Origin of the sequence: Pseudomonas sp. NY15437 (genome assembly GCF_048068435.1) — a bacterium.
GTDB classification, from domain to species: Bacteria; Pseudomonadota; Gammaproteobacteria; order Pseudomonadales; family Pseudomonadaceae; genus Pseudomonas; species Pseudomonas nitroreducens_B.
On sequence record NZ_JBLUQC010000022.1, the window covers coordinates 34,384 to 58,673 of the forward strand.

The 24,290-nt window shown below is 58.1% G+C and carries 21 protein-coding genes; 1 reads left to right on the top strand and 20 read right to left on the bottom strand.

What is annotated here, in order from left to right:
- Nucleotides 1–56: 56 nt before the first annotated feature.
- The 12 genes from ACNFIA_RS30150 to ACNFIA_RS30205 all read right to left on the bottom strand — a co-directional run bounded on the left by ACNFIA_RS30150 (nt 57) and on the right by ACNFIA_RS30205 (nt 16,035).
- Nucleotides 57–1,175: a DUF2855 family protein gene (locus ACNFIA_RS30150; RefSeq protein ID WP_170859699.1), complete on the bottom strand. Its 1,119-nt coding sequence runs from the start codon at nt 1,173–1,175 to the stop codon at nt 57–59.
- The gene (locus ACNFIA_RS30155) at nt 1,172–2,356 is read right to left on the bottom strand and encodes a saccharopine dehydrogenase family protein (RefSeq protein WP_043314818.1); all 1,185 of its coding nucleotides are present in this window, start codon (nt 2,354–2,356) and stop codon (nt 1,172–1,174) included. Before ACNFIA_RS30155 ends, ACNFIA_RS30150 begins: the two co-directional genes overlap by 4 nt.
- Nucleotides 2,357–2,410: 54 nt before the next feature.
- Entirely contained in the window at nt 2,411–2,845 is a 435-nt protein-coding gene (locus tag ACNFIA_RS30160) for a nuclear transport factor 2 family protein (RefSeq protein WP_043314819.1), read from the bottom strand.
- 35 nt (nt 2,846–2,880) lie between these two features.
- Complete coding sequence (locus tag ACNFIA_RS30165; RefSeq protein WP_416790760.1) at nt 2,881–4,917, bottom strand: FAD-dependent oxidoreductase; 2,037 nt, start codon at nt 4,915–4,917, stop codon at nt 2,881–2,883.
- A 173-nt stretch (nt 4,918–5,090) separates the two neighbouring features.
- Nucleotides 5,091–6,440: a DUF1329 domain-containing protein gene (locus ACNFIA_RS30170; protein ID WP_124082565.1), complete on the bottom strand. Its 1,350-nt coding sequence runs from the start codon at nt 6,438–6,440 to the stop codon at nt 5,091–5,093.
- A 20-nt stretch (nt 6,441–6,460) separates the two neighbouring features.
- On the bottom strand, nt 6,461–8,290 hold the full coding sequence (locus ACNFIA_RS30175; protein WP_416790763.1) for a DUF1302 domain-containing protein: 1,830 nt from the start codon (nt 8,288–8,290) through the stop codon (nt 6,461–6,463).
- Between the two features lie 115 nt (nt 8,291–8,405).
- Entirely contained in the window at nt 8,406–9,134 is a 729-nt protein-coding gene (locus ACNFIA_RS30180) for an SGNH/GDSL hydrolase family protein (protein WP_082033787.1), read from the bottom strand.
- Nucleotides 9,135–9,245: 111 nt separating this feature from the next.
- Nucleotides 9,246–10,922 carry an AMP-binding protein gene (locus tag ACNFIA_RS30185; RefSeq protein WP_416790765.1) on the bottom strand — a complete coding sequence of 559 codons (1,677 nt, stop codon included), beginning with the start codon at nt 10,920–10,922 and terminating at the stop codon, nt 9,246–9,248.
- Nucleotides 10,923–10,998: 76 nt separating this feature from the next.
- Nucleotides 10,999–12,162: an FAD-binding oxidoreductase gene (locus tag ACNFIA_RS30190; RefSeq protein WP_416790767.1), complete on the bottom strand. Its 1,164-nt coding sequence runs from the start codon at nt 12,160–12,162 to the stop codon at nt 10,999–11,001.
- Nucleotides 12,155–13,675: a phytoene desaturase family protein gene (locus ACNFIA_RS30195; RefSeq protein ID WP_416790768.1), complete on the bottom strand. Its 1,521-nt coding sequence runs from the start codon at nt 13,673–13,675 to the stop codon at nt 12,155–12,157. The genes ACNFIA_RS30190 and ACNFIA_RS30195 overlap by 8 nt, the downstream gene beginning before the upstream one ends.
- A 46-nt stretch (nt 13,676–13,721) precedes the next feature.
- Nucleotides 13,722–14,558 (bottom strand): enoyl-CoA hydratase-related protein, encoded by an 837-nt coding sequence (locus ACNFIA_RS30200; RefSeq protein ID WP_416790769.1) that lies wholly within the window; start codon nt 14,556–14,558, stop codon nt 13,722–13,724.
- Between the two features lie 28 nt (nt 14,559–14,586).
- A complete protein-coding gene (locus ACNFIA_RS30205; protein WP_416790770.1) occupies nt 14,587–16,035 on the bottom strand; it encodes an aldehyde dehydrogenase family protein in 1,449 nt (482 codons plus the stop codon).
- Nucleotides 16,036–16,221: 186 nt separating this feature from the next.
- Between ACNFIA_RS30205 and ACNFIA_RS30210 the strand changes: the two genes are divergently transcribed.
- Entirely contained in the window at nt 16,222–16,845 is a 624-nt protein-coding gene (locus ACNFIA_RS30210; RefSeq protein WP_416790771.1) for a TetR/AcrR family transcriptional regulator, read from the top strand.
- A 158-nt stretch (nt 16,846–17,003) separates the two neighbouring features.
- Here ACNFIA_RS30210 and ACNFIA_RS30215 read toward each other — a convergent pair whose 3' ends face one another.
- The 8 genes from ACNFIA_RS30215 to ACNFIA_RS30250 all read right to left on the bottom strand — a co-directional run bounded on the left by ACNFIA_RS30215 (nt 17,004) and on the right by ACNFIA_RS30250 (nt 24,264).
- Nucleotides 17,004–17,153: a hypothetical protein gene (locus ACNFIA_RS30215; RefSeq protein ID WP_416790772.1), complete on the bottom strand. Its 150-nt coding sequence runs from the start codon at nt 17,151–17,153 to the stop codon at nt 17,004–17,006.
- Between the two features lie 25 nt (nt 17,154–17,178).
- Nucleotides 17,179–18,114, bottom strand: a complete 936-nt coding sequence (locus ACNFIA_RS30220; protein ID WP_416790773.1) for a hypothetical protein — start codon at nt 18,112–18,114, stop codon at nt 17,179–17,181.
- Nucleotides 18,115–18,357: 243 nt separating this feature from the next.
- The gene (locus tag ACNFIA_RS30225; protein WP_416790774.1) at nt 18,358–18,762 is read right to left on the bottom strand and encodes a hypothetical protein; all 405 of its coding nucleotides are present in this window, start codon (nt 18,760–18,762) and stop codon (nt 18,358–18,360) included.
- A 543-nt stretch (nt 18,763–19,305) separates the two neighbouring features.
- Nucleotides 19,306–20,457, bottom strand: coding sequence for a PD-(D/E)XK nuclease family protein (locus ACNFIA_RS30230; protein ID WP_416790775.1), 1,152 nt, complete (start codon nt 20,455–20,457; stop codon nt 19,306–19,308).
- A gap of 309 nt (nt 20,458–20,766) precedes the next feature.
- Nucleotides 20,767–21,879 (bottom strand): ImmA/IrrE family metallo-endopeptidase, encoded by a 1,113-nt coding sequence (locus ACNFIA_RS30235; RefSeq protein ID WP_416790794.1) that lies wholly within the window; start codon nt 21,877–21,879, stop codon nt 20,767–20,769.
- Nucleotides 21,872–22,492: a hypothetical protein gene (locus ACNFIA_RS30240; RefSeq protein ID WP_416790776.1), complete on the bottom strand. Its 621-nt coding sequence runs from the start codon at nt 22,490–22,492 to the stop codon at nt 21,872–21,874. Before ACNFIA_RS30240 ends, ACNFIA_RS30235 begins: the two co-directional genes overlap by 8 nt.
- Nucleotides 22,493–22,667: 175 nt before the next feature.
- Complete coding sequence (locus ACNFIA_RS30245) at nt 22,668–23,639, bottom strand: hypothetical protein (protein ID WP_416790777.1); 972 nt, start codon at nt 23,637–23,639, stop codon at nt 22,668–22,670.
- Between the two features lie 394 nt (nt 23,640–24,033).
- A complete protein-coding gene (locus tag ACNFIA_RS30250; protein WP_416790778.1) occupies nt 24,034–24,264 on the bottom strand; it encodes a helix-turn-helix transcriptional regulator in 231 nt (76 codons plus the stop codon).
- Between the last annotated feature and the right edge of the window lie 26 nt (nt 24,265–24,290).

Sequence of the window (24,290 nt, forward strand, 5' to 3'; positions counted from 1 at the left end):
TCTGGAAAAAGGCGGAATGGAGATAGTGGCGTCACCATTCCGCAAACACGGAAAATCTAGCCGGCAGTTGCCAATGAGAGAACATATCCGCACTGCGGATGCGCCTCTCCTGCAAGCAATCGGCGGTATACCCGCTCCACCGATAGAGGACCACTTTGCTGTTCCACCTGCATCCAAGGTTCAACGAAAGCCGTGAATGCTTGCCAGCTACCAGTCAGTCGTTGCTGGAAGGTCAACGGCCCCCAGTCATTGAGACGCTTCTCGGCTTGCGCCGGGGCGAAGAACAGTTGGGGAGCTGGGCCCGGCAGTTCTTTCGGCAACCCGCGACGCTTATCCCAGTGTGCCGCACCAACCAGGCAGCTGTAGCGCAAATGACTGGAAAAACGTTCATGCAGAGCCCCAAGCAACTCGCCATTACCCGCAAAGTCGACTGTCACTGTTGCTGTTTGCGCATCCAGTTCCGCCAACTGGTCATAAGCCAAGACCCGGTCATAGCACCCCAGAGTCTCTACAAAGGCCCGGTTCCCTGGGGAAGTTAAACCGACAATCTGGTATTGCTGCCCTCTCCCTTCGCGGCCTTGGCGCAGCAAATAGGCCATGCCGATGGCCGTTTTGCTTGAGGCGCTGGTCAGCACCAAGGTTGCGGCGCCGAAGTAGTTCTGCTCGGTCAAGAAGTCATCAAGCAGGAAGGAGGTGGTAAACAACGGGCGCAAAAGCATCTGCAGCCCTTCGTTGGCCGGGTTGTAGAGGGGATCCTTTGCGCAACGCAGATACTGGTTATACAGCGCGGGCAAATCCTGGCGGTGCGGGCTGCCATCGACAAAGCTCCCGCTGCGCAGCTGGGTTGGTGCAATCACCAGGTGGCTGGCCATTGGGTAGAAGCCATATACCCGTTCCCCGACTGCCACCCCCTCGCAACGGGACGCCAGTACCTCTGCAAAGCCCCACACCGGAATGCTTCCCCACCCCTGCAGTGCTGGGAAAAACCGCCAGTAGCGCATGCTTTCCCCCATGGCGGCATAGGTGATGTTATTGGCGGTCAGTGCAAAGTGGTCGATTTGCAGCACGACCTGACCTGGCTGCAGGGTCGTTAAGTCCAACTTCGGCTGGCGAAGCTCACAATGTGCCAGGTCGCTACGATCAACCAAGAATTCCTGCATGGTGATAAGGCTCATGCGTCCTCCTTCAAGCGGAACGTCAATCCTGCATGTTCGGTCAATCGAGCAATCAACGCCTGCCCCATAGCGGGCGCCGTCGTCCATATGCCGCCAGGTGTGCGCTCGGCATCATGCAGCAGGCATAGCGCGGCCTCTGAGATCATTCTTGAGGTGGAGCCATAGCCCGGATCACGATCGCCGGCAACGATGGCTTCGAGCGTTCTACCGTCCGCCGTCTCGCCTAGGAAGCGCACCTCGTAGAAGCCGCTCTCCCGTTCCTCCCGGTTCGGCCCCTCGCCCGGTTTGGGCGCCTTGTCGCTCGCCATTGATCGATCCGAGGCAACCGCTTCAGCCATGGCCCTTCCCTGCTCCCCGGCGCCTGTTAGCAGCATCTCGTCATAGACGAACTGCTCGCCATAGGTGTGCCCCGACAGGAAATTGGAGCGATGGACATTGCGCGTATTGATAGCCGCCATGATGAAGGGAGCAGCCCAGCTTCCCAGGGTCTCGTCGTATTCGGGCTTGTCAGCTGCCGGTTGACGAGGTCCATTGAAGCCCGGGGTCAGGGCAAACGGATCAGCCAGCAATTCACGTATCCGCGGGTCTGCCTTGGCGGCTGCAAGGGTGGCTTGAAGGCTGGCGGCAGTGCCCCCCGAAAAACTGCCCTTCATCCGGCTAACCCGGCCTTTGATTCGCCCCAACGGAACGCCGAAACGCCGCTGTGCCGCTTGCTGCAGATAGAACACTCCCAGGTCGAAAGGAATGGAGTCGAAGCCGCAGGAAAACACCACGCGCGACCCACTGCGCTGGGCTGCTTGCTCATGCAGATCAATCATTCTCCGCATCCAGGCCGGCTCTCCACACAGGTCCACATAATCGCAGCCCGCCTCGACACAGGCGGCCAACAGCGACTCCCCATACAGTTGATAGGGCCCGACGGTGGTCAGCACAAGACGCGTACGCTCTGCCATCGATCGCAGGCTGGCTGGGTCGGCGGTGTCGGCGATCACCAGTGGAATGGTCTCAGGCAGACCGATTTCGCTGCGCACCGCTGCTAGCTTGGCGGCATCGCGCCCGGCCATGGCCCAGCGAATCTTGCTGCCTGCCAACCGCATGCGGCCCAGATATTCTGCCACCAGACGACCGGTGAATCCGGAAGCGCCATAGACAACGAGGTCGAACTCGGGTTGTTGCGTCATCCTCATACTCCTGGCGATAAACGAAGGGGAGCACCGGCTCCCCCGATTGAACGATCAGCCTTTGCCCTTGGCGGCCGCCAGGAACGGTGCCAGGCGGCGTCCCATCTCGTCACCGAGCGCCTGCAGGCCACTCAGTGGCCGAACCATGACTTCGAACTCGACGATCTTGCCAGTCTCGTCGAATCGGATCATGTCGATACCCTTGAGCTGCCGACCGCTTACGTCGGCACTGAACTCAAGCACAACACTCAGCCCGTCCGCCGAAGCCAATTCACGATGGTAGGCGAAGTTTTCAAAGACCTGGCTGACCGTATTGAGGATGGTCGAGACCACCATCTTCCCTGGATAGGGCACATGGGCCATGGGGGAGCGGAATACAACATCGGAGGCCAGTATTTCAGGCAATGCAGATAGATCGCCCTGAGCGACCATGGCATGCCAACGTTGTAGCGAAGCAGACGCCCGCGGATTAAGTTGAAGCTCGGACATCAGAGATGATTCCTTGTTGTCGTTCGGGAAAGTGCTCACAGCTCGGCTGCCAGGCGTGAGCCCTGGTTGATGGCACGCTTGGCGTCCAACTCTGCAGCAACATCTGCGCCACCGATCAGGTGCACGTTCTGCCCAGCGGCCACTAGACCATCGTGGAGCTCGCGCAGCGGCTCCTGACCGGCACAAACGATTACGGTGTCCACCGCCAGCAACTGGGGCTCCCAGTCGGAGATCTTCACATGCAGGCCGGCATCGTCGACCTTGAGGTATTCAACACTGTTGAGCATCTGCACTTGCTTGCTCTTCAGCCCTGCCCGGTGAATCCAGCCAGTGGTCTTGCCGAGCTTGTCTCCGACTTTGGATTTCTTGCGCTGCAGCAGGAATACCTGGCGCGCCGGCGCATGCGGCCGGGGCTCGACTCCGGCGATACCACCGCGAGCCTCGAGGGAGAGGTCGATCCCCCACTCCTGCCAGAATGCATCGCGGTTCAGGCTCGTAGGCTCCCCCTGGTGAGTAATCAGCTCAGAGACGTCGAACCCGATACCGCCCGCGCCGATCACCGCCACACGGTTACCCACCGGCTTGCGCTCGAGGATCGCGTCCAGGTAGCTGATCACCTTGCCGTTGTCGATGCCCGGGATGGCCGGGGTGCGCGGCACGATGCCGGTGGCCAGGATGATCTCGTCGAAACCGCCCTCGACCAGGTCGTCGACGCTGACGCGGGTGTTCAGGCGTAGGTCCACGCCGGTGATTTCCACCTTGCGCTTGAAGTAGCGCAGGGTCTCGTAGAACTCTTCCTTGCCCGGCACGCGCTTGGCGACGTTGAACTGACCACCGATCTCGCCGGCCGCGTCGAACAGAGTCACCTCGTGGCCACGCTCGGCGGCCACAGTGGCGGCGGACAGCCCGGCCGGGCCGGCGCCGACCACGGCGATCTTCTTCACGTGGGTGGTCGGGATGTAGTTCAGTTCGGTCTCGTGGCAGGCGCGCGGGTTCACCAGACAACTGGTGACCTTTCCGGAGAAGGTATGGTCCAGGCAGGCCTGATTGCAGCCGATACAGGTATTGATTTCATCAGCTCGACCTTCGGCAGCCTTGTTCACGAAGTCCGAATCGGCGAGGAACGGACGAGCCATGGAGACCATGTCGGCATCGCCTTCGGCCAGCACCTGCTCGGCGACTTCCGGAGTATTGATACGATTGGTGGCAACCAAAGGAATCGATACCGCGCCTTTGAGCTTGGCAGTGACTTTGGCATATGCAGCGCGCGGCACCTTCGTGGCGATGGTCGGAATACGCGCTTCGTGCCAACCGATCCCCGTATTGATGATGGTCGCCCCGGCCTGCTCAATGGCTTTGGCCAAGGTGACGATCTCGTCCCAGGTACTGCCATTCTCCACCAGATCGAGCATGGACAGACGGTAGATGATGATGAAGTTCGGCCCCACAGCCTCGCGCACACGGCGGACGATCTCCACCGGCAGGCGCATGCGGTTCTCGAAACTGCCACCCCAACGGTCCGTACGTTGGTTCACATGGGCAACCAGGAACTGGTTGATGAAGTAGCCTTCCGAACCCATGATCTCAACCCCGTCATACTCCGCCTTTTGCGCCAGCACTGAACAGGTGACGAAGTCGCGAATCTGCTTTTCGATACCCTCCTCGTCCAGCTCACGTGGCTTGAACGGATTGATCGGAGCCTGGACAGCACTTGCCGAGACCGACTTCGGGCTATAGGCATAGCGACCCGCATGGAGGATCTGCATGCAGATCTTGCCATCAGCCTCATGCACCGCACGGGTGACGATCTTGTGCTTCTCCGCCTCCTCCTCTGTGGTCAGCTTGGCCGCCCCCGCATAGACGCTCCCCTCTTCATTCGGCCCGATACCGCCAGTGACGATCAGGCCGACGCCCCCACGGGCGCGTTCGGAGAAGAACGCAGCCATACGCTCGAAGCCATTGGGTTTCTCCTCCAGACCGGTATGCATGGACCCCATCAGGGTGCGGTTACGCAGGGTGGTGAAGCCCAGGTCGAGAGGCGCAAGAAGGTGTGGGTACAACGAAGATGTCATGGATATTCTCCAGGCTTGCAATTCGCGGCAAATTAATCTTTGCACTGTTAAGTTATTATCAGGCGACGATACGTCTCGACTGTCGCTCTCTCAATGATCGAAAACGACAGTCGAATGATCGCAGTGCACAGAAAGGCAACCGGAGCGCTCGCTAGATAGCGCTCCGACTCGGCTCAGCGCACTCCGTCCTGACGCAGGGCGGCCGGGGTGAACTCGCTTTCGACAGGGGAGTAGTCGAAGTCCCAGGCGCGCTTCTCCTCGTTCTTCAGACCGAGCACCAGGTAACGGCCTGATTGCAGGTCGTATAAGGTCTCGCAGGTGAACCAGGGCAGCTGACGATGGTAGTAGTACTGCGGATGAGCCTCGGCAACTCGCCAGAGCGTTCCACGGCCGTCATAGTGATCAGCTTCGGCGATCAACCAGGTGTCTTCGTCGATATAGAAGTCGCGCTTAGCGTAAACGTGACGGGCACCTGGCTTCAGGGTCGCTGTGACATGCCACACGCGATGCAGTTCATAGCGTGTCAGGTCCTGATTAATATGCCCTGCCTTGATGATGTCCGCGTACTTCAGAGTCGGCGAGTCAAGGCGATAGCTGTTGTAGGGGATATAGATTTCCTTCTTCCCCTCAAGCTTCCAGTCGTAGCGATCTGGCGCGCCGTTATACATATCGAAGTTGTCGCTGGTGCGCATTCCATCCGATGCCGTTCCGGGACCGTCGTAAGCGACCTGCGGAGCGCGTCGTACTCGCCGTTGCCCTGCGTTATAGAGCCAAGCCTGGCGAGGCTCTTCCACCTGATTGAGCGTCTCGTGGATGAGCAGGACGTTCCCTGCCAAGCGTGCCGGAGCTGTGACCTCCTGCTTCAGGAGGAACAGGCGATTACCTGGATCTTTCATCTTGTAGAACGAAAGAATCTCATCCTGGAACTGGACCGGATTGAAGTCACCACCCTGCTGCGGCGTGGCCTGGATGAACAGGCGCCGCATGCCGCCCCCCGGGTAGTGGGTGAGGTGGTTCCAGATCACCTCCAGGCCACTCTGGGGAATCGGGAAGGGAACGCCGGCATGGTAGTTCACCAGGCCATTGCCTCCTTCCGCGAGCTGAACATTAACGGCATTGCCCTTCGTCGCTTGGAGCACTTGGTCGGGCAAAGTGGCGCTACGGTGCGTCTTGTACACGGGGATGCGGTAGCTCTGTGGGTAGCGCTGAAACAGAGCTAGCTGCCCCGGGGTGAGATGCTCCTTGTACTGCTGTGCATTCTGCGAAGTGATTACGAACAGTGGCTTTTCGTCGGCAAAGGGGTCAGCAAGGAAACCCTTGGCATCGACGGCACCGGCGCTCTTGGGCAGCCCGCCGTTCCACGCGGGGATCTCGCCGTTTGCGCTACCTCCGCTTTCGGCTCCCACTGCGGTCAGGGAAGCCCCCAACTTCGCTGCTTCGCTGGCGGGTACAGCGGCAAAAACAGGCGCAGTGGCCATTCCGAGAGCGAGGCAAAGTGCCTTCAGAGGAATATTCAAACGCATGGGTTCTGTCTCCTGCTGGTTCAGAAATTCACGCCGAGACTCAGCGCGACGAAATCGCGATCGGTCGTGGTGTTGAAGTCCCCGCCAAAGAAATCGGTATACGAGAGGCTGGCGGTGTAGGTGTTCTGGTAGTCGGCATCGATGCCGAAGCTGATGGCCTTGGAGCCCTCGTTGAATACCGGGCCATAGCCGTCAACGTCATGGGACCAGGCGAGATTCGGTTTGAGATTGATGCCGGCGAATACGTTGCTGTAGTCGAGGATGCCGCGCGCGCGGTAACCCCACGACGATGAGGTGAGGAAGCCGTGGTAGCCGTACATTTGCGCGGCCAGCGCATTCGAGGCCTGTGTGCCGTACGGCGAGCCATAGATGGAGTCGCGGCCGTAGCGAGCCTCGCTCAGACTCTCCAGACCACCAATGCGTGTGTAACCGACCTCCCCCACCAGGGTCAGACGCTCGGCCCTCAGCACCTGGTCGAAGAAATGGGTGAGCGTCGTCTGAAGTTGGGTGACCTCCTTGCGGTTGTAACCACGGTTATCTGCGTCAGCGAGCGCCAGGGCAGCAGCCATCCCCGCAGCCCCACCGCCAGCAGCCTGAGCGGCCAATGCAGGGCTGGTCAGCTTCGCGGTCATGTCTGTGGTATTGAGTTGCAGCGGCATGTTCGGCCGGTAGCTGATCTCCCCCTGCCAAGCCGTGCCGGTAGGCAAGGTCGTGGAGAAACTCAGACCGTAGAGACGAATGTCCTCCGGATACTCCAAGTAATAACTACCGCGTCCCAAGAGCGTGGGCGCCGTCAACGCAGGGGCCCCTAGACCCGTCAACGCTGTCCGAATGTCGGCAGCATTGGCATTGCGGTAACCGACGTTAGGGGTCCGGCTGTGGTAGTTGATGAAGTAGGCAGCGTACTCGGCTGAGTCGCCAAGCCAGCGCAGTGCAACGCCGAACTGCCCTGAGTCGCGCGCATCTCGATCTGCGCTGCGAGGCACCAAGAGACCTTCGCGATCGATGTCTACGCCGCGCCCGGCGAGCACCCGGGCGCCGGGGCCTGCCTGGAGGGCGGCGAGAGATGCGCGATCCAGCACGCGGTAGTTGCGCGTGCAACCATCAGCCAGTACATCGTTTGGCGCAAAGAAAGTGCCGCAGTTGTCGATGACGGTCTGGTCCCACTCCAACTGGTAGAACGCCTCGGCCGACAACTGATCGGTCATGCTCTGAGACAAATAGAGCATGTTGACGGGGATCAGCCCCTCCTTGACCTCAGCGCCTGGGCGGCGGAACGCAGCAACATCAATAGGGTTGATGCTATTGATGGAGTTCTGAATGAACGTGCTCTCGCCCCAGCTAACCACCTGCTTGCCCACGCGTGCGCTGCCCGGTAGCTCGCCCAGCATGTAGTTGTGGTAGACGAACGCGTCCAGAATCTCGGCGCCTGAAGACTTAGCCCCCTCTTTGCGATTATGGTCGTCGATGTCCTTGAAGGGACGGCTCTCGTCCTTGAGCTCGAAGTCGTACCAATACTTGCCCCTCACGAATACGCCGGTATCGCCATACTTCAGCTCGAGATCGTGGATACCTTTGAAAATCTTCGAGAAGGTTTCGCCACGCTTGAAGTTGAGACGACCGTCGTCTCCAGTCTGGGTGAAGCCCGTTCCGCCATTAGCCGAGCCAATCAAATCCTTGTCGGGCGTACTGGTGCTCCAGCTGGCGCCAAGCGACAGCGAAGAGTCAAAGCGGCCCTCTATTTCGCCAATCTGGAAGGTACTCCCGTAAGCCGGCGTAATCAGGTTCGTCGTCAACCCAAAGGCCAACGGCAGAAGTGCCGGGCGCCATGGCGTTCTTGTTCTTGTCATTGACGCAACTCCATCTGTGGTGGTGGAAACAACTGCCGGCGATAGCTGACAGCCTTGATGTTTACACTGATAAGATTTGGGCGGATCCCGGCCTGCTGAATTGGCTCCAGTCTCCTTAAGGCGAAATGGGGGTGATGTCCGCGCTCCAGTGACGGCCTAGTAGTGCCATCACGTCGTCGGCCCAGAGGGAGTAAAGTGGTGGCCCGGGATGAAATCCGTCTGCGGCCATCAACTCTTCTAGCAAGGGGAAACGGCTATTGAGTCGTACGCAGCCACGACGGTGCTCCACGATGTTTGCCAGACGGTGATCCAGACGCTTGGCCCGAGCCCCCAGATACCAACGCAGGGGTTGCGGCAAGGCGGGGAAGGCATGCATCGGTGGCACCCTGGAAAACACGATCAGCGAGGCATCGCACTTCCAGCGCAGCAGATCGATCAGGCGGCTCAGTGCGACTGCCCAAGCGTTCGGCGATACATTGCCAGTCACATCGTTAACACCCACCGAAACCACTACTACATCGAAACGCTCGGACGGGCTGCGCTCCAGCAGTTGCACGAGTTCCCTCGAATTGAGCCCGGATTGCGCTAGTAGCTTCCAGGTAATCCGATGGTTTTTCGCAAGCCGCGCGACCAGCTTACCCGCCAGTGCTTCCTGTTGAGTCTTGGCGCCTACACCCGCAGCAGCGGAGTCACCCAGGATGAGCAGGCGAAGCGGTGCTCCCTCACCCATTACGCCATCGCGCTCGCCTTCTGCCTCCGGCAATTTTGGCGTGCTCCAGCGGGTATACATTCCTTGCGCCAGGAGCAGAGGCCCCAACGTGATCTTGGTCAGCAGTTCAAACATGTCGAGGTCATCGATGCGGCCGGGGTCATGGCCCTGCCTTGAAATAAAAAAGCGGGATGGCGTGGCATCCCGCCGGCCTCCTTCACGCTCGTTTATGGCGGCCTAAAAGAGTCAACCTTCTACCCGCAAAGCGGCCCGGAGAATCTTCCCGATCGGTGATTTGGGTAGCTGCTCGCGAAACACGATCTGCTTGGGCACCTTGTATGCGGTCAGGCGCTCTCGGCAGTGGCGGATCAATGTCTCGCCATCAAGGCCGGGTCGGTGCAAGGCCACGAACGCTCGGATGGCTTCGCCGGTGCTGTCGTCGGCCACCCCGATCACCGCGACCTCGCTAACATCAGGATGCTCGGCGATCACATCCTCGACCTCGTTGGGATACACGTTGAAACCCGAAACCAGGATCATGTCCTTCTTGCGGTCGACGATGCGGATGTAGCCATCCTCATCCATCACCGCGACATCGCCGGTACGGAACCAACCATCGAAGAACGCCTCGCGACTTTCCTCTGGGCGGTTCAAGTAGCGCTCGATGATGTGCGGGCCCCGCACGAGTAGCTCACCTGGTGTACCGGCTGGCAGTTCATCACCGTCGGCGCTCGCAACACGCACGTCACTACCCGGCATCGGCAGACCCACAGTGCCAGGGCGCGAGACGGCGCCCGGTGGGTTGAACGAGACGAAGCAACTGGTCTCGGTCAGACCATAGCCCTCCAGGATAGGGCCTACCGTCTCCAGCCAGCGTTCAGCTGTAGTGGGGCGCAACGAGGTCCCGCCAGAGACTGCCAGTTTCAGCTTCGGCGGATTAGCCTGCAGCCAGGGCTCGGCGAGCAGCCCGGCGTACAGCGTGTCAACGCCGGTCATCCAACGCACAGGGAATTTGTCGAAGGCCGGGAACACATTTGCCAGTGGGCGCGGGTTGGGAATCAGCAGGTTTCGGCCGCCGCGCAGGAGGAACAGCAGGAAGTTAAAGTTGAAGGCGAAGATATGGTAGAGCGGCGGCACCGTAACGATGGTGTCGCCGGGTTCGATGAAGGCACCGAAGGCATTGATGTAATCCTCTGCCATGCGCAAAACCGCGAGCAGGTTGGCGTGAGTCAGGACCGCCCCCTTGCTACGGCCGGTGGTGCCACCGGTGTACTGATACAGTGCCACCGGATGAAGCCTGGCTTCCGCTGGAGCTAGCTCCTTACCGATCGACAAAGCTGTATCGAATCGCTGGAAAGCGATGTTGGGTGTCAGGTTGTGCCCTGCCTGTTCTTCCAGGCGCTGCTGAACGGACTGGCCGACAGCACTCGGGAAGAAGTCTCCCAGACTCGTCAGTACCAACCCGATCCCACGCTCTCTCACGACAGACTCTGCACGTTGGGCAAAGAGGTCGCAGGCGATCAGCAGTTGGGCTCCGCTATCGGCCAATTGCAGATTCAGCTCGCGTTCGGTGTACAGCGGGTTAACGTTGGTCACAATCAGGCCGGCCTTCCAGGCCCCCAACACCGCGATGGGATAGTGCAGGCTGTTTGGCAGCTGGATAGCCACTACCTCCCCTACTGCCATGCCACGCTCCCGCACGAGGTAAGCGGCGAATGCGTCCGACAGGCGATCCACCTCTTCGAATGAGAGATCCGCCTGTAGGCCGCCTGGCAGCACAAGCGTGAATGCAGGAGCCATTCCGAAGCGTTCGGCACCTGTACGGGCGAAGTCGGCAACATTTCCTAGCAGTGTTTCGGGGGCAAGTCGATAACCTTGCAAGCTCGCCGGATAGCTCTTTTCCCAACGACGGGCAGTATTCATTTCCAGTCTCCAGACTCGTTCTTGTTGTCGATGAGCTACCGGACAGGGCATCCCTGCCCGGCGTCAGGCTCGCGCACTAGAGGAGGACTTCGATATCGCTGGTCGGAAACGCCACACAGGAGTACACCCAGCCAAAGTCACGATCGGACTTGCGCAAATGGGCTTCCTGAGGATTGAACACCGATCCAGACACCAGCTTGACCCGGCACAGGCTGCATTCGCCGGACCGGCAGGCGTTCTCCGCGGAGAAGCCGTTTCGTTCCAAGGCGTTCAGCAACGGCTCGCCAACGCGACTCTTGAAGCTGCCGCGACCTTGCACGGTTACGGTAACTTCATCGTTCAGGGCAATTCCTTCTGGCCAGCCGGGCTGCTCGTTCGGTGCCTTTGGCGCGCCGTTGGCCTCAACACGGATGCGTCGGCTCTTGACACCCAGTCTTGTGAGCAGCTCGATGCAGCTGTCGTTAAAGGGCGTCGGACCACAGATGTAGAACATCTTGTTGCCGATTTCGCCAAGCAACGACTGCAACAGTTCCTGGTTGAGGCGCCCCATGTACCCTCGGTATCCCGCTGGCGGCCGAGAGATCACTTCGGAGAGCGTAAACTGCTCGTGGCGCATGGCCAGCGCACGGAGCTCTTCGTCGAAAATCACATCATCCAGGTAGCTGTTCACGTAGATCAGGTGGAATCGATGTCTCAACCCACGATCGATAAGGTCTCGCAGGATGCTGCGTGCCGGTGCGGAGCCGGAACCGCCGGCCAGGAACACCAGGTCATCACCGTGATACAACGGATTGTGGTGGAACGTCCCCATCGGACCCGAGCTGAGCAGCTGCTGGCCCTCCACCACCCGATCCAGCAGGTAGTTGGAAACGAAACCATCCTTCGCGCGCTTGATCGTCAGGTCGTAGTAAATTCGTTGCGATGGTGACGATGAGATCGCGTAGGGCCGTGCTGTCGCGACACCGTCGATGGTCACGAACAGGTTGATGTACTGTCCTGCCTGGAACGGCGGCAAAGCCCTGCGGTCGGCGGCGACCAGACGCAGAGTCTTGGTGCTGGGGGTTTCCTCGATGACCTCGGCAACCTCCAGCTCGAGGCGCTTGGGATGCAGCTGTACGACGGTACTGCGCACATCACCGCGTAGCTCATAAAAATCGGTTCCGCTACGTTCCAGCGCGTCCTTGGCCTGACTAACTTCGCTATAGCCGGCTACCAGGTTCATCGGGTTCTGCTCAGACATGCTGCACCTCTTTTACTTTCAACTGTTTGAGCACCGCCCTAGCGGTGGACTCGCCCGCCATGTAGGTCGGCTGGAAGCCCCCCATAGACGTCCAGGATCCGGCGATGTAGAGACCTGGCACAGCGTCCAGGCGCTCGCGCAGAAGTGGGGAATCCTGAGCACTCTGCTGGAAGCCGTAGATCGCGCCACCGGGGGTGTTCAGGTAGCGCATCATGGTCAGCGGGGTCGCCACCTCGACTTCTTCGATGTACTGGCGAACTTTCGGGTAGACCTTCTCGATCACCTCGATAAGTTTCTCAGCGAAGTCATATTTGGTTTGGGCATAGCGCTCTGCCGGAACTGACTTCCACACGTCGCCGTACTGCAGGCACACCAGTACGACCTGGCTCTTGCCGGCCGGTGCGAAGTCGGGATCTTCGAGGTTGTAGCAGGTGAGCATGCCGCCCAGCGGTGGCTCCAGGCTGCCCATGCGCTGATGGATCGCCTCCTCGTCCAGCGTCTCGTAGATAAAGCTGGAAGCCGTCTCCACGCCCAACTCCTGCGGCGTGCAGTCCAACCCTAGGTACACCACGAAGGCGGATGTCCCCATGCGACGAGACTTGAAGTCCTGCTGGATCTTCGGCAGAGGCTGATCCAGGTCCAGCAACTCGTTGAAGGTAATCAGCGGGCTGGCATTGGAAACCACCGCCGCGCAAGTGATGGTTTCACCATCTTCCAGCCGTACACCCCAGATGCGGCCATCATCAGTGATGATCCTCTCCACGGCGCAGTTGAAGCGCACATCGCCTCCCGCCTCGAGGAAGGACTCCACCAGCGCGGTGGACATTGCTTGGGATCCACCCTTGATGTGCCAGGGCTTGAACACCGCGTAGGCGTAGATCATCGCGGCCAGATCAGGGAACGGCAGCATGCTCGGTGGTACGCCGAGGTAGAGCCAGTAAGTCGCCAGCACACTTTTCAGCTTGGCGTCGACAAAGAACTCGTCGAGCACCTCCTTCACCGAGCGGAAGCCATACTCGACGAAGTACGGGCACATCGACTTCAATGCTTCCTCGTTGTTGGCCCGACGCGCCTGAGGCAAGGTGGTGAAGCTCTCGAGCGTGACCCTCTCGCAAACCACTAGGAAACGTTCGATTGCCTCAGCTTCCGCAGGGAACAGCTCCTGCAGCGTGCGCTTCAATCCGGACCAACTCGCCGGCAGAGTGACGTCGATCTCGCCCGGCACTACCAGACGATACAGAGCGTGCTCTTGTACGAACTCCACCTTATCCATCACGCCGAGCTTCTCGAAGAGCTTGCGCATGATGAACGGCTTGTCCTCGGTGCCCAGACCACTGAGCTGATGTAAAGCGACCTCGAACTCGAAGTCACCACGCACAAAGGAAGTCGCGCAGCCACCGGGGATGTTGTGCCGCTCCAGCAGCAGCGTTCTGCAACCTCCTCGCTGCAAGGCCGCCGCCGCCGTTAACCCGGCATTCCCGGCGCCGATCACTACGGCGTCATAGTGCTTCATTTCTCACCTCAAACTTATCACTGCTAAGATTTAGTCAAAAAATGGCTTACAAGGTTTTCCCTAGCGCTGCCAGATCGGCGAAGCGTGCAGGTGTACCCGCCGCCCTGGCCTGCACTGAGCGCAGGATGTCCTCGCCGCTGAGAATGGCGCTCTGTAGCAACACCGTATGCTGCAGCGACTCATAGACGCCATGGTCGCGGCTGTAGAGCATCGCCTTCTTGATACCGCTGATAGCAACTGGCGGACGCTCGGCAATACGCTTGGCGACTGCAAACACGCCATCCAGCAGCGCCTCGTTGGTTGGGAAGACATTCACTAGTAGGCCGAGGCGGAATGCTTCGGCCGCTGACAGGGTTTCACCTGTCAGTGCCAGGTAGCGAGCCACGCCGGCGGGCACCAGGTGTTGCAAACGCTGCAGCACCCCGAGGTCAGCCATCATGCCCACGTTGGTTTCCTCGATGCGGAACTTGGCGGCCTCCGAGGCAAAGCACAGATCACAAGCTGCAATCAGGTCGAACCCCGCGCCAACACAGGTTCCTTGTACGGCGGCAATGACCGGGAAGCGGGCCCGTTCCAGGGCGTTCAGGGCATCCTGCATCTTCTCCAGACCGGCCTGCATGGCTTCACGCTCCACCGGGCTGGTGGCATGAAACTCCTTTGACGTAGCAAATATCTGCAAGTCCAGACCACCACAGAACACCTTGCCTTGGGCGGACACCACCAGCGCCCGCACCTTGCCGGATCGGTTGAGGCTGTCGATTGCCTCGGGTAGTTCGCTCCAGAAGGCCAAAGTCAGACTATTGGCTTTGTCCGGACGATTCAGTTGCAGGTGGGCGATTCCGTCCTCGACGGAAATCTCGAAACATTCGTAGGGTGCAGCCATGGTCGGTTCTCGCGTTAGGCAAGGAGGATCAGACGAACCACTTCATGGAGAAAGCGATCATGCGTTTCACCAGGTTCGTGTACGGAGGGTGGAACATATCGAGACTGGTGAACCGAACGCGGATCACCGAGCGCTCATGGGAAAACGCCCTAAAGCCGTGAATGCCGTGGTAGGCCCCGATACCGCTGGAGTTCACGCCGCCAAAAGGCAGATTAGGGTTCATCGCCTGCAGGCCCGTGCCATTGATGCAGGTTCCACCGGCAGAGGTCTGCGTCAGCACTTGTCCGATGCGCTTCCGTTGCTTGCTGAACAGGTATAACGCCAGCGGCTTATCGCGCCGGTTGATCTCGGCAATCGCCTGATCCAGGTGCTGGAAGCTCTGTACGGGCAACAAGGGACCGAAGATCTCCTCCTGCATCACCGCCGCATCGGACGGAAGACCAGCGATCACGGTCGGCCCGATGTAGCGGTTAGCACTGCTCACCTCCCCTCCTACGATCACCGTAGCCCCACGCTGTTTGGCATCATCCAGCAGTGCGCGCAGGCGCAGGAAGTGTCGGTCATTGACGATCCTGGCAAAGTCACTGCTTGCCATGCGCGTCTCCGCATCGCTGCCATAAGTGCGCTCGATCGCAGCCTTGAAGCGAGCCAGGAATGCCTCCTGCACGTTCTCGTGCACTAGCACGTAATCCGGAGCAAAGCAGGTCTGGCCAGCGTTACTGAACTTGCCCCACAGCAACCGACTCACCGCCTGGTCCAAGTCGGCGCTCTCATCGACGATTGCCGGTGACTTGCCACCCAACTCCAGGGTGACGCTCGATAGATGCCGGGCGGCGGCGGCCATCACCACGCTGCCCAATCTAGGGCTGCCGGTGAAAAAAACATGATCGAAGGGCAGTTCCAACAACGCCGCTGCTGTTTCCGCATCTCCCTCGAAAACTGCCACCTCATGCTCATCGAATGTTTCTCGAACAATCTTCGCGATGACTGCCGACATGTGCGGAGCCAATTCCGACGGCTTGAGGATTACTGTGTTGCCAGCAGCGATTGCGTCAATCAGCGGAACGAAGCTGAGGTTGAACGGATAGTTCCACGGCGCCACGATCAAGCAAACACCCCGTGGCTCGCAACGAACCTGGCTGGAGGTCCCCATCAGTGCCAGTGTCGAGGCAACTCTGCGCGGCCTCATCCAGCGCGCCAAGTTGCGAATCACATGGTTCGCTTCCGCCACCACGGCGGTGGCTTCCCAGAAATCCACTTCGGCAGAAGGCTTGCCGAAATCCGCCTGTGCAGCAGCTCTCAACTCATTCAGGGAAGCCAGGAATGTCGTCTTAAGTCGACGAATCTTGGTGATGCGCTCGCTGGCGGTGCTCGCGCGCAAGGACGGAGCGAAGACTCGTTGGGACTCAAAGGCGCTATGGATCCTCTGGCGGAGAGGATCGAGTGGCAGTTCGAGCTCAGGCGTGTTCGCGGTCATTTTCTGCTCCTGGTTGTGCAATGCGTGGGAGGGCTCCTGCACACACCGGCTTCCGGGCTGTTGCCAAGGGGGAGGCCCCCAGCGGCTTTGTTATGGAGCGCAAGTTAAGATTCAATCTTTACACTGTCAAGATATTTTCCCATGTTAAGATCCAGTCCACCTTCAGATCACCATGCGTCCTCGCCGATGTCCAAGACCGCCCCCCGCACTCGTGACACCTACCACGTGGGCAACCTGGCCCCACAGCTACTGGCTGCCGCACGGGAAATGCTTGAGGAAGTGGGGCCGACGAAGCTTTCGCTCCGAGCGGTCTCGGAGCGAGTGGGGGTTAGCGCCACAGCGGCCTATCACCACTATGCCAATCGGGCGGAGCTAATCGGCCACCTGGCTGCACAGGGATTCAGGGAACTGGCTCGCGTTCTGATCATCAAGGATGCGAACAGTGCTGGCACGCAGAGGTTGCGCAACGCCAGCCTCGCCTACTTTGCTTTCGCTCGAAGTAATCCAGCCCTATATCAGCTGATGTTTGGCCCGGAATTCGCGGATGGGAACATGACAATCGAGCTGAAAAACGCGCGTGAAGAAGCCTTTGGCGAACTCCGCCGCATTATCGCCGAGCTGCTTGATAGCAAGGTCGACAGCGCCGAAGTGCGGCGGGCATCGCTCTCCAGTTGGTCATACATCCACGGCTTGGCCTCGCTGGTGATTCACAATGTGCTGCACTTCCCTGCCGGTACCACCAACGAACGCTTCGTAGACAGCACCCTTCAAGGCTTGGAGCAACTTTTCCTTGCGGGACAGCGGCGCTGATGTTCACGCTGTCCGAATAGCGCGTCTCAGCGCGAGACGATCAGGACCATCTCCGGCTCACGCAACGCGCAGCATCTGGTGTGAGCCGATTGAATCCACAGTCGAGAAACGAGAGCTCAGTGAACTGCATTCTGTTGAGCAAGACCGTACAGCCCCTCCTACAGCCCCTTTCTCACCTTCTCAATTTCCCTGTAGGCAACATCATCAAGGTCCTCGATGGGAATGCCAAAATAGCCTGCCTTGGCTGCCGCTTCATGATCAAAGTCCAGCGTACCTTCGCGATCATCGTCGATGTAAAAGTCAGACATTTCGTTCTCCTCTGCTCAATGGTTATCACGTCGACCCAATGCGGACTCGCTTAGCCCTCAATGGTTTGATCTGCAGTCGCCCACTCGCTTGAGCGAGATGCTCTAGGACGTCGGCAGCAATTTCCTTCGCGACCTCATCATTCCGATCCAGTGTACCGATGCCCATATCCGCGGCGCTGACCGTCTTGTCATGGTTCCAGCAGCAGTAACCTCCCCTGCCCTCGGTAACCTCTCGCCAGAGCTCCCCGAGGCTATGGGCCTTGTTCCAGTCACTTTTGACGTAGGTCGCGTCAAAGAAGAACGTTACAGGGATGAAAAAGCCGGTACCGTCTTGCTCCACGGAGCAAAGGTGGCCTACCTCGTAGCGACTGATCGAGCGACGTTTTCTTTCACGCATCAGTTGCTCCAGGTCTGCAAAAACCTGCTCTACACGCAACGCTTCAGCAGCCTCTGGCAAATAGGTGAGCAGGGCTCGCACGATCACTAGCCGACCGTGGCGATCCAACAATCGATGCAGATAGCTGACCGCATTACGCCCGCTCCGCTTGGTGTGGTACTTCCAGTCATTCTGAAGACGCTGAAACGAAGGGCTGAGAGTGAGCTCATGAATACGCTGCACCAGCAGCTCCAAGGTTTCCTCGGGACTCAGATACCTGCTCTCGCTCTCATCGAGGCAGGTCATGCCTACCAAGGGGCTGAACTCAATGCCGATGCTCTGACATCCCTCCAGAAAGACCGAAAGGTGCCTGCTCAGCTCATAGCCATCCACAGCAGCGACGACAAACTCGTACATCCGCCGCAGGTTCCAAATGTCATGGGTCAGCGAGGTCGTCACTGCGACCGACTCACCAGTGGTGTCGGTCGCCATCTGAAACGACTGAGTATGCGAATACTGAAAGGCGTTTACGAGCCTCTTGATCTCGATGGATATTGCGGACTGGGAAAGGGATTCAGTGGTCATGGCGTGGCACCTGGTTGTTGGTTTCATACCAGGTGCTGGATTGGTTTTTTTCTACGGGACTGCAGAGACTCGACAGCCACGATCAATGAGCCGTTGCCCCCACAAACTCATTTGGTTGATCGACAGCAGGAGGCATCCCTGCATTGGTCATACTGGCGACTGGGGCAGACCGAAAAATACAGACGACAACCACAACAGGCTTCCCAGGAGTCTCTCTCCAGGGAAGCCTTGCTTATGTCCTTATCAGCGGTATACGGGCAGTAATGCCTGGCTGTTGAGACGAATTCGCTTCACCAGCAGGTTCATCATTTCCTCAGGGGTCAGGTAACGACCTTCGCTTTCATCCAGAAAGACAGTTTCCCCCAGGCCGGACTCGATTCCGATACCTCTGAAGGCCTCTCGGAAGGTCCGCAGCTTTTCACTGCTGGACTCGACATCCTCGGACATGGCGTGGTTATACATCCGCTCCAGATAGGCAAGAAACAGTCCGATATGTGTCGCAGAGGTGTCCCTCTGGCCAGTGCGATCAAGCGTGCGAGTGAACGCCGGCCTGCTGGAGCCCTCGACGCACTCTACGAAGCAATCAATCAGCTTGCCGGCCGCCATTTGATCCAGGTGGAGTGGACGAGCGCTGGAAAGGTTAGTCATGGCATAGCTCCTTGCTGCCGATTTCATGCCAGGTGCTGACGGGGTCATTTTCTACCGACAGCTGGCAGCATGCCCAGCGCACCGGTGTGGCATTGTCCATTAGATCGCCAGAGAGAACCGCAGATGTCTAGTCTCTCGGAAGAAGATCGAGCGCTGCTGTCCGCCATTAATGCCCTCATGCGGGAATATGGCATTAGTCGGTTGCAGCTACTGAAGATGTTACATCACGAACCATCGCGCTCTGTTTTCAGCGGACCTGATCCTCCGTACCGCCATCCACTGACGGGAGTCCGCATTCGAGTGCGGGCAGGTAAGAGCCTGATCTACCGAGCATGGGTTGCTGAGTTTGGTTAGGAGGTTGTGGCAGGCTGGGTGATTGACTCCAGTACGAGCCTCTAGCGCGACATGCTGACTGGAACACCCTACGGATCCTGCCTAGAGTGAATCTGCTGCCGAAGGATCGGCGCGACCGTTGAAATCCCCTGCGACGGATGTCTTGAAGCCCTGCCTCCCAGCGGGGCTTCTCGTTTATGTCCCGAATGCCTATCTAGCCAATGTTTCGAAGTGCTTGCGAGCCAGCTCCCACAGTGTGTTGGCGTCATCGACCAAATTGATTGCGATCGACTCCCGCACTTCCGGATCTCGGAGCAGTGCCAAGTCCTCATTGGAAGGGGTGTAGCAATTCACGTTGATTTTCGGAAACTGCCAGTGGAGATCTTCCGCATTTCGAGTGGTGGGAGCGACCTTTCGGCTGAGCACCATCAGGCGATCACGCCCCTCGGGGAACTCCTCGCCGTCGCAGTAGTAGCCACAGTAAAGGCGGTGGTTAACCTCGATGTATACCCCACCCTCCATGAAGTGGAAGGGGAAGTGGATACCGATGAGCTTGCTGTTCTTGGCCTTGTTGTAATAGGCAGAAACCGCATCCTTAGTGGCTGTGGTCTCGGGGGTGCCCATCTGCGGATACTGACGTGCTTGGTAGGCTTTCATACGCGCCCAGAGATCGATCTGCAGGTCAGTCAGTACAGCCTTGAATGCGTGGTTGATATCTGCAATTAGGAAGAGATTCTCGCCTTGCAGGATCTGTTCTTTCAACTTGCTCATGTAGACCTCACCTTGACCACTGGACGTCAGCTTTTGTAGCAGCTCGATGTACTGAAAAACGCTCTCGCGCACACCCGGCTCACGGGCTACCACGGAAATGCAGTCCTGCAACCAGGCGATGATCTCAGCTTCATAGCTGACGAGGATCACAGGGAGGGACTTGCGGCTCTGCTCGCTGGGCTCAGCGCCGTCTAGGGTGAGGTACGACGTCCAAATCTGCCCACAACCTTCAGCTTGCATGCGTTGGTGATAGCGCCACAGTTGCTCGTCCTGATCGCTGGCGTAGATCTTGTTCTCGATGATCACAGCCTGACCGGAGGAGTTGCGAACGAGAATGTCGATGTTCTGGTGCTCAGTAAGTACAGTGGCGCTCTCTACATCAAACTGCTCAATACCGAGACGCGCCAGAAGGAGCTTCAGCAGTGCAGCACCTTGGTTGTGGGCAGCCTTGGGATCTAGTAGGAATGCCAAGAAGCGGGAGTGCAGCCGCACTTCATCACTGGAGCTGCGCAGCACAGAGAACAGGTTGAAGCCTGCCGGACGGTGGTGCTTCGCTCGCAATAGAGCCACGCATTGCAGAAAATCGTCCATGAAGAAATGTCCAAATGGAGTGGAGAAAGCTGACAGCTATCAAGCCTCGCTCTACAGGGCCACTAAACGCCCTGCATGCTCAGCGAGACAGCTGTCATTCTCACTGGTGTCCAAGTACCTCTACTGAGCAGGTGGACTCTGAGACACCAAGATAAGCAGCTAATCGCTCAGATAGATGCGGTCGAGTAGCAACTTCTTCGCCCCATGCAATGAGAAAACCCAATTGCACCGCATCTGTTTAAGTCGCATCGCTTGACGGGAAGCTTGGGAGGCGCCACCACTTGGGGAGTGGTCACAGCTTCCGCACTCCTATTTGACTTCGCTTGCTACCAGGCGAAGGGGGGAGACCGGCACATCAAGCAAGAATTGTTCTGTCACCATTTTTGAAGTGAGACCGGAGTCCTTCAGCACCCGCCTCCAGGTGGCGTAATCCAGAAGATTAATGGCCCTTTGGACAAGTGCTGGAGATTCCATGGGAATCAGTTCATCGAACTCTTCGCTCTTGGTGAAACCTTTTCGATTGAGGTACGTAAAACCCGACTTTGCTTGCTCAGCCGTGAGTAAATCCAAGGTCTGCGCGCGGTAGATCAACGCCTTAAAGCTCACCTTCCACCGGAGCTTCATCTCCTTGAGTGCTGGCCAATTTAGGTAACGACCACGCATGGGAGGGAACTCAGCAGCAAAGCTTGCTCGAGGCATCAGTAATGCACTGGCAAACTGATTGGCCTGATCTTCCGTCAGCCGGCAGCCGGTCTCTATTCCCTGATGCATGATTAGATGTCCAAGCTCATGTGCTAGGTCAAACCGCTGACGACCAGGGCTTGCCTTAGCCGTGCTACGAACGATTAAGGGGCGCTTGTTAAACAGCGAAAAGGCGTCGACCCGTTCGTCCGCTTCGGTCAACTCGACCACCAATACGCCGACCTTTTCAGCCAGCTTTGTCACGCTCGAAATGGGACCAAGCCCAAGCCCCTGCTCGCGTCGAAACCTTTCGGCAGCCTGCTCAATCTTGCTCAAGCTATCGATTGATTCATCGAAAGTGTTGAAGCCAACCACCGGGAAGTCGACCTCCTTAACCAGCTCGTCGACCAGTAACTCAAACATCTCGACCTGAGCTGCAATTGTCTTTTTAAGCGTCTGAGTTGAGGCCCGGAGACTACGGAAGTGGCACTGCTCCAATTCAACAGAGCTTCGACGAGGCGAAAAGAAAAAACTCTCGTCCACTTTCAGAACTTCGGAAAGCTGCTTGAGCTGAGTAGGCGATGGGATCGCGTTCACCTCAAGCTTGTGGGCGTACTGGCGCGTCACACTCAGCAGCTCGCCGATGTCCGCCAGGGACTTCCCAGCGGCGCAACGGGCAAGCCTGAGCTTGTCAGGCGAAAACTCATCGCCTAGCTGCAAAAAACCTGTTCTGTCATTCATCTGACGCATCAACATCTCGAGACTCGCCCTGGCCAGCATCCTTCTTCCGGCGAGTCGGCATTTGATCCTCGATCTCGACTTCCTGTGGGTACGCAGTCGTACGAACAGACACGAGAGGCACGTAGTTGTGAATCCAATGGCATACCACATTCCGGTTGGTATCAAACCCCAAAATGGTCGCCGTGAGCGTCGGCCCGTCGGGGTTCCCATCGCTGTCGATATAGAGGCGCCAAGTCAGGTTCTGGTCACAAGCAGGGCCCAACAAGCTGGACTGATACAGTTCAACGCGACTGGCTGCGAGACGATGTGACTTCTTGCGCACATCCGGGTCGTCCATCACCACCTGCAATAGCACCCCGTTAACGCTGATGGTGTAGTCCATCGTCTGGTTGGCCAACTGGAACCAAGGCAACGCGTGATCACGGTGCATGCGCTTGAAACGCCCGTGTACCCGACCATAGGGCAACGTTCCCTTCGTCCAGTTGGTATCGTCGTCAGTAGATGCAGCGTCTAGAGCGAGATAAGCAGCGTCTAGGGCGTTGTTACAGACCACTTCAAGGAACTCAGGTTCGAGACTTAGCTCCAGTTCACTCGGATGCTGGGATTGGGGCATCAATCATCTCCAAAAGGGTGCAAATCCTAGGGACTGTCAACTCGAATTTTTGTGCAAATACTAGATTCTGTCAACCCAAGTCATGATGGCTAGAACTCGAGAAACTCCGGCCTCTGCAATCGATGCTGGCGCACTAGAGTTTTCGCCAATCACAGCAATGTCACATGAGGGATATTCATCCCCGACAGGGACGCCTGAGCTGCCCCATCCGCAAGCATCTAGCGCCTTCTGGCTTCAGACGCAGGTGCTGAGCGTCCTTGACGAGATACTTCAACGCCTTGTGCACATTAGGTCGGCTCGCTCGGTCGCTCCTCAGGATGAGGCCGATACCACACTCATCGCCGTACCGCTCCTTGCCATGGTTGCAGCTGTGCATATACCCCTTGCCTCGCGTGATCGCCCCCCATAGCTCCCCGAGTTGGATGGCCTTATAGACATCCCCACGTACCTCGTTGCCGTTAAAGAAGTAGGCAGCATGGATGTGGTATCCCCCACCATTAATTTGGTCGCCCTGCTCGACGACGTAGATGTGGCCAATGAGATGGTCAAAGATCGGGTTGTCCTCATGCTCGACAATCAGATCATCCAGATCATCAAACACGTGTTCGACACGAAGCCTGTCCTGCGCTTCGGGGTAGTAGTGGTAGTCGACTCTGACGATGGTGGTTCGCGAGTAGCGCTTACTAACGGCATCGAAGTACTGGCACACACGGGCTTCCTGTTTCCTGGCTTGGTTAGGGAGGTCGTACTTCCTACGGAGATACCGCCGCTCACGAGTCAGTTGTCGGACCCGAGCAACCAACACGTTCATGCTGCGATGATGGTCTAGGTAGGCAGTCCCCTCTTCATTCAGGCAGACAGGGCCGTCTGGGCGACGCTCCAACCCAATGCCCTGGCAAGCGTCCCTAAACGCTTGCAGGTGCTCGCTGTAGTCGTACTCAACGCGATCATCGAACAGGTCGACCATCTGCTTGATGTGGATGAAGTACCGGGAGAGTCTGGTGTCTTCTATTCGCTCGTATCCATTGCGGGATTGCCTGAATCGAAAGGCAGGACTGTCATGTCGCTCTAGGGCTTGCACGAGTGATTCGATCTGGAGGGCGATGTCTGATTGGGAGAGGTGGGTATAGGTCTTGCGATGGTTCATGCTCAAGTACCGGGTTGTTGGTTTCATACCAGGTACGTGATGTGTATTTTTTGATTGATGATCTATCCCTGACTGGCGATGAGAGTCATGTCTGATCTGTGATGACTTCCAATGGGAATGGAATGGTTGACTGGTGACGATTAGCTAGTGGGGATGAGGGTGGAGTAATGAGGGCATGGGATGAGGGGGGTTAGCTATTAGCTATATAACTAGAAGCAGCCCAATCGACTCCCGACCATCCCGACAAGGCAGGGCAATGGGGAGCAACATTGCCAAGCTTGTCGAGGGAATTGCCAAATATCATCCAGGGAGAGTTAGCTGAGAACATAAGCCCCTCCCAAGCGGCATAAATGCCATGACCAGCCTTAGCCAGTCATGGCGTGAATGATCGTCTCTAGCTGGCCATGCTCAAATGGCCTGTGGAGCGCACTGCTACACCCTCTGCCAAGTCACGCTCTTCGATCCTAGCCAGGATCCAATCGTGCACCTCGCTTTCGACCCAGCCGACGCAGCGATCCCCAAGCGAGACGGGTTTCGGGAAAGTGCCTTCCCCTATGTGCTTATAGATGGTCGACCGTGCCAGGCCAGTCGAATCGATGACTTCTTTCAGGCGAATGATCCTCATGAACGGGCTCCTCTTGTTCGTTCAGA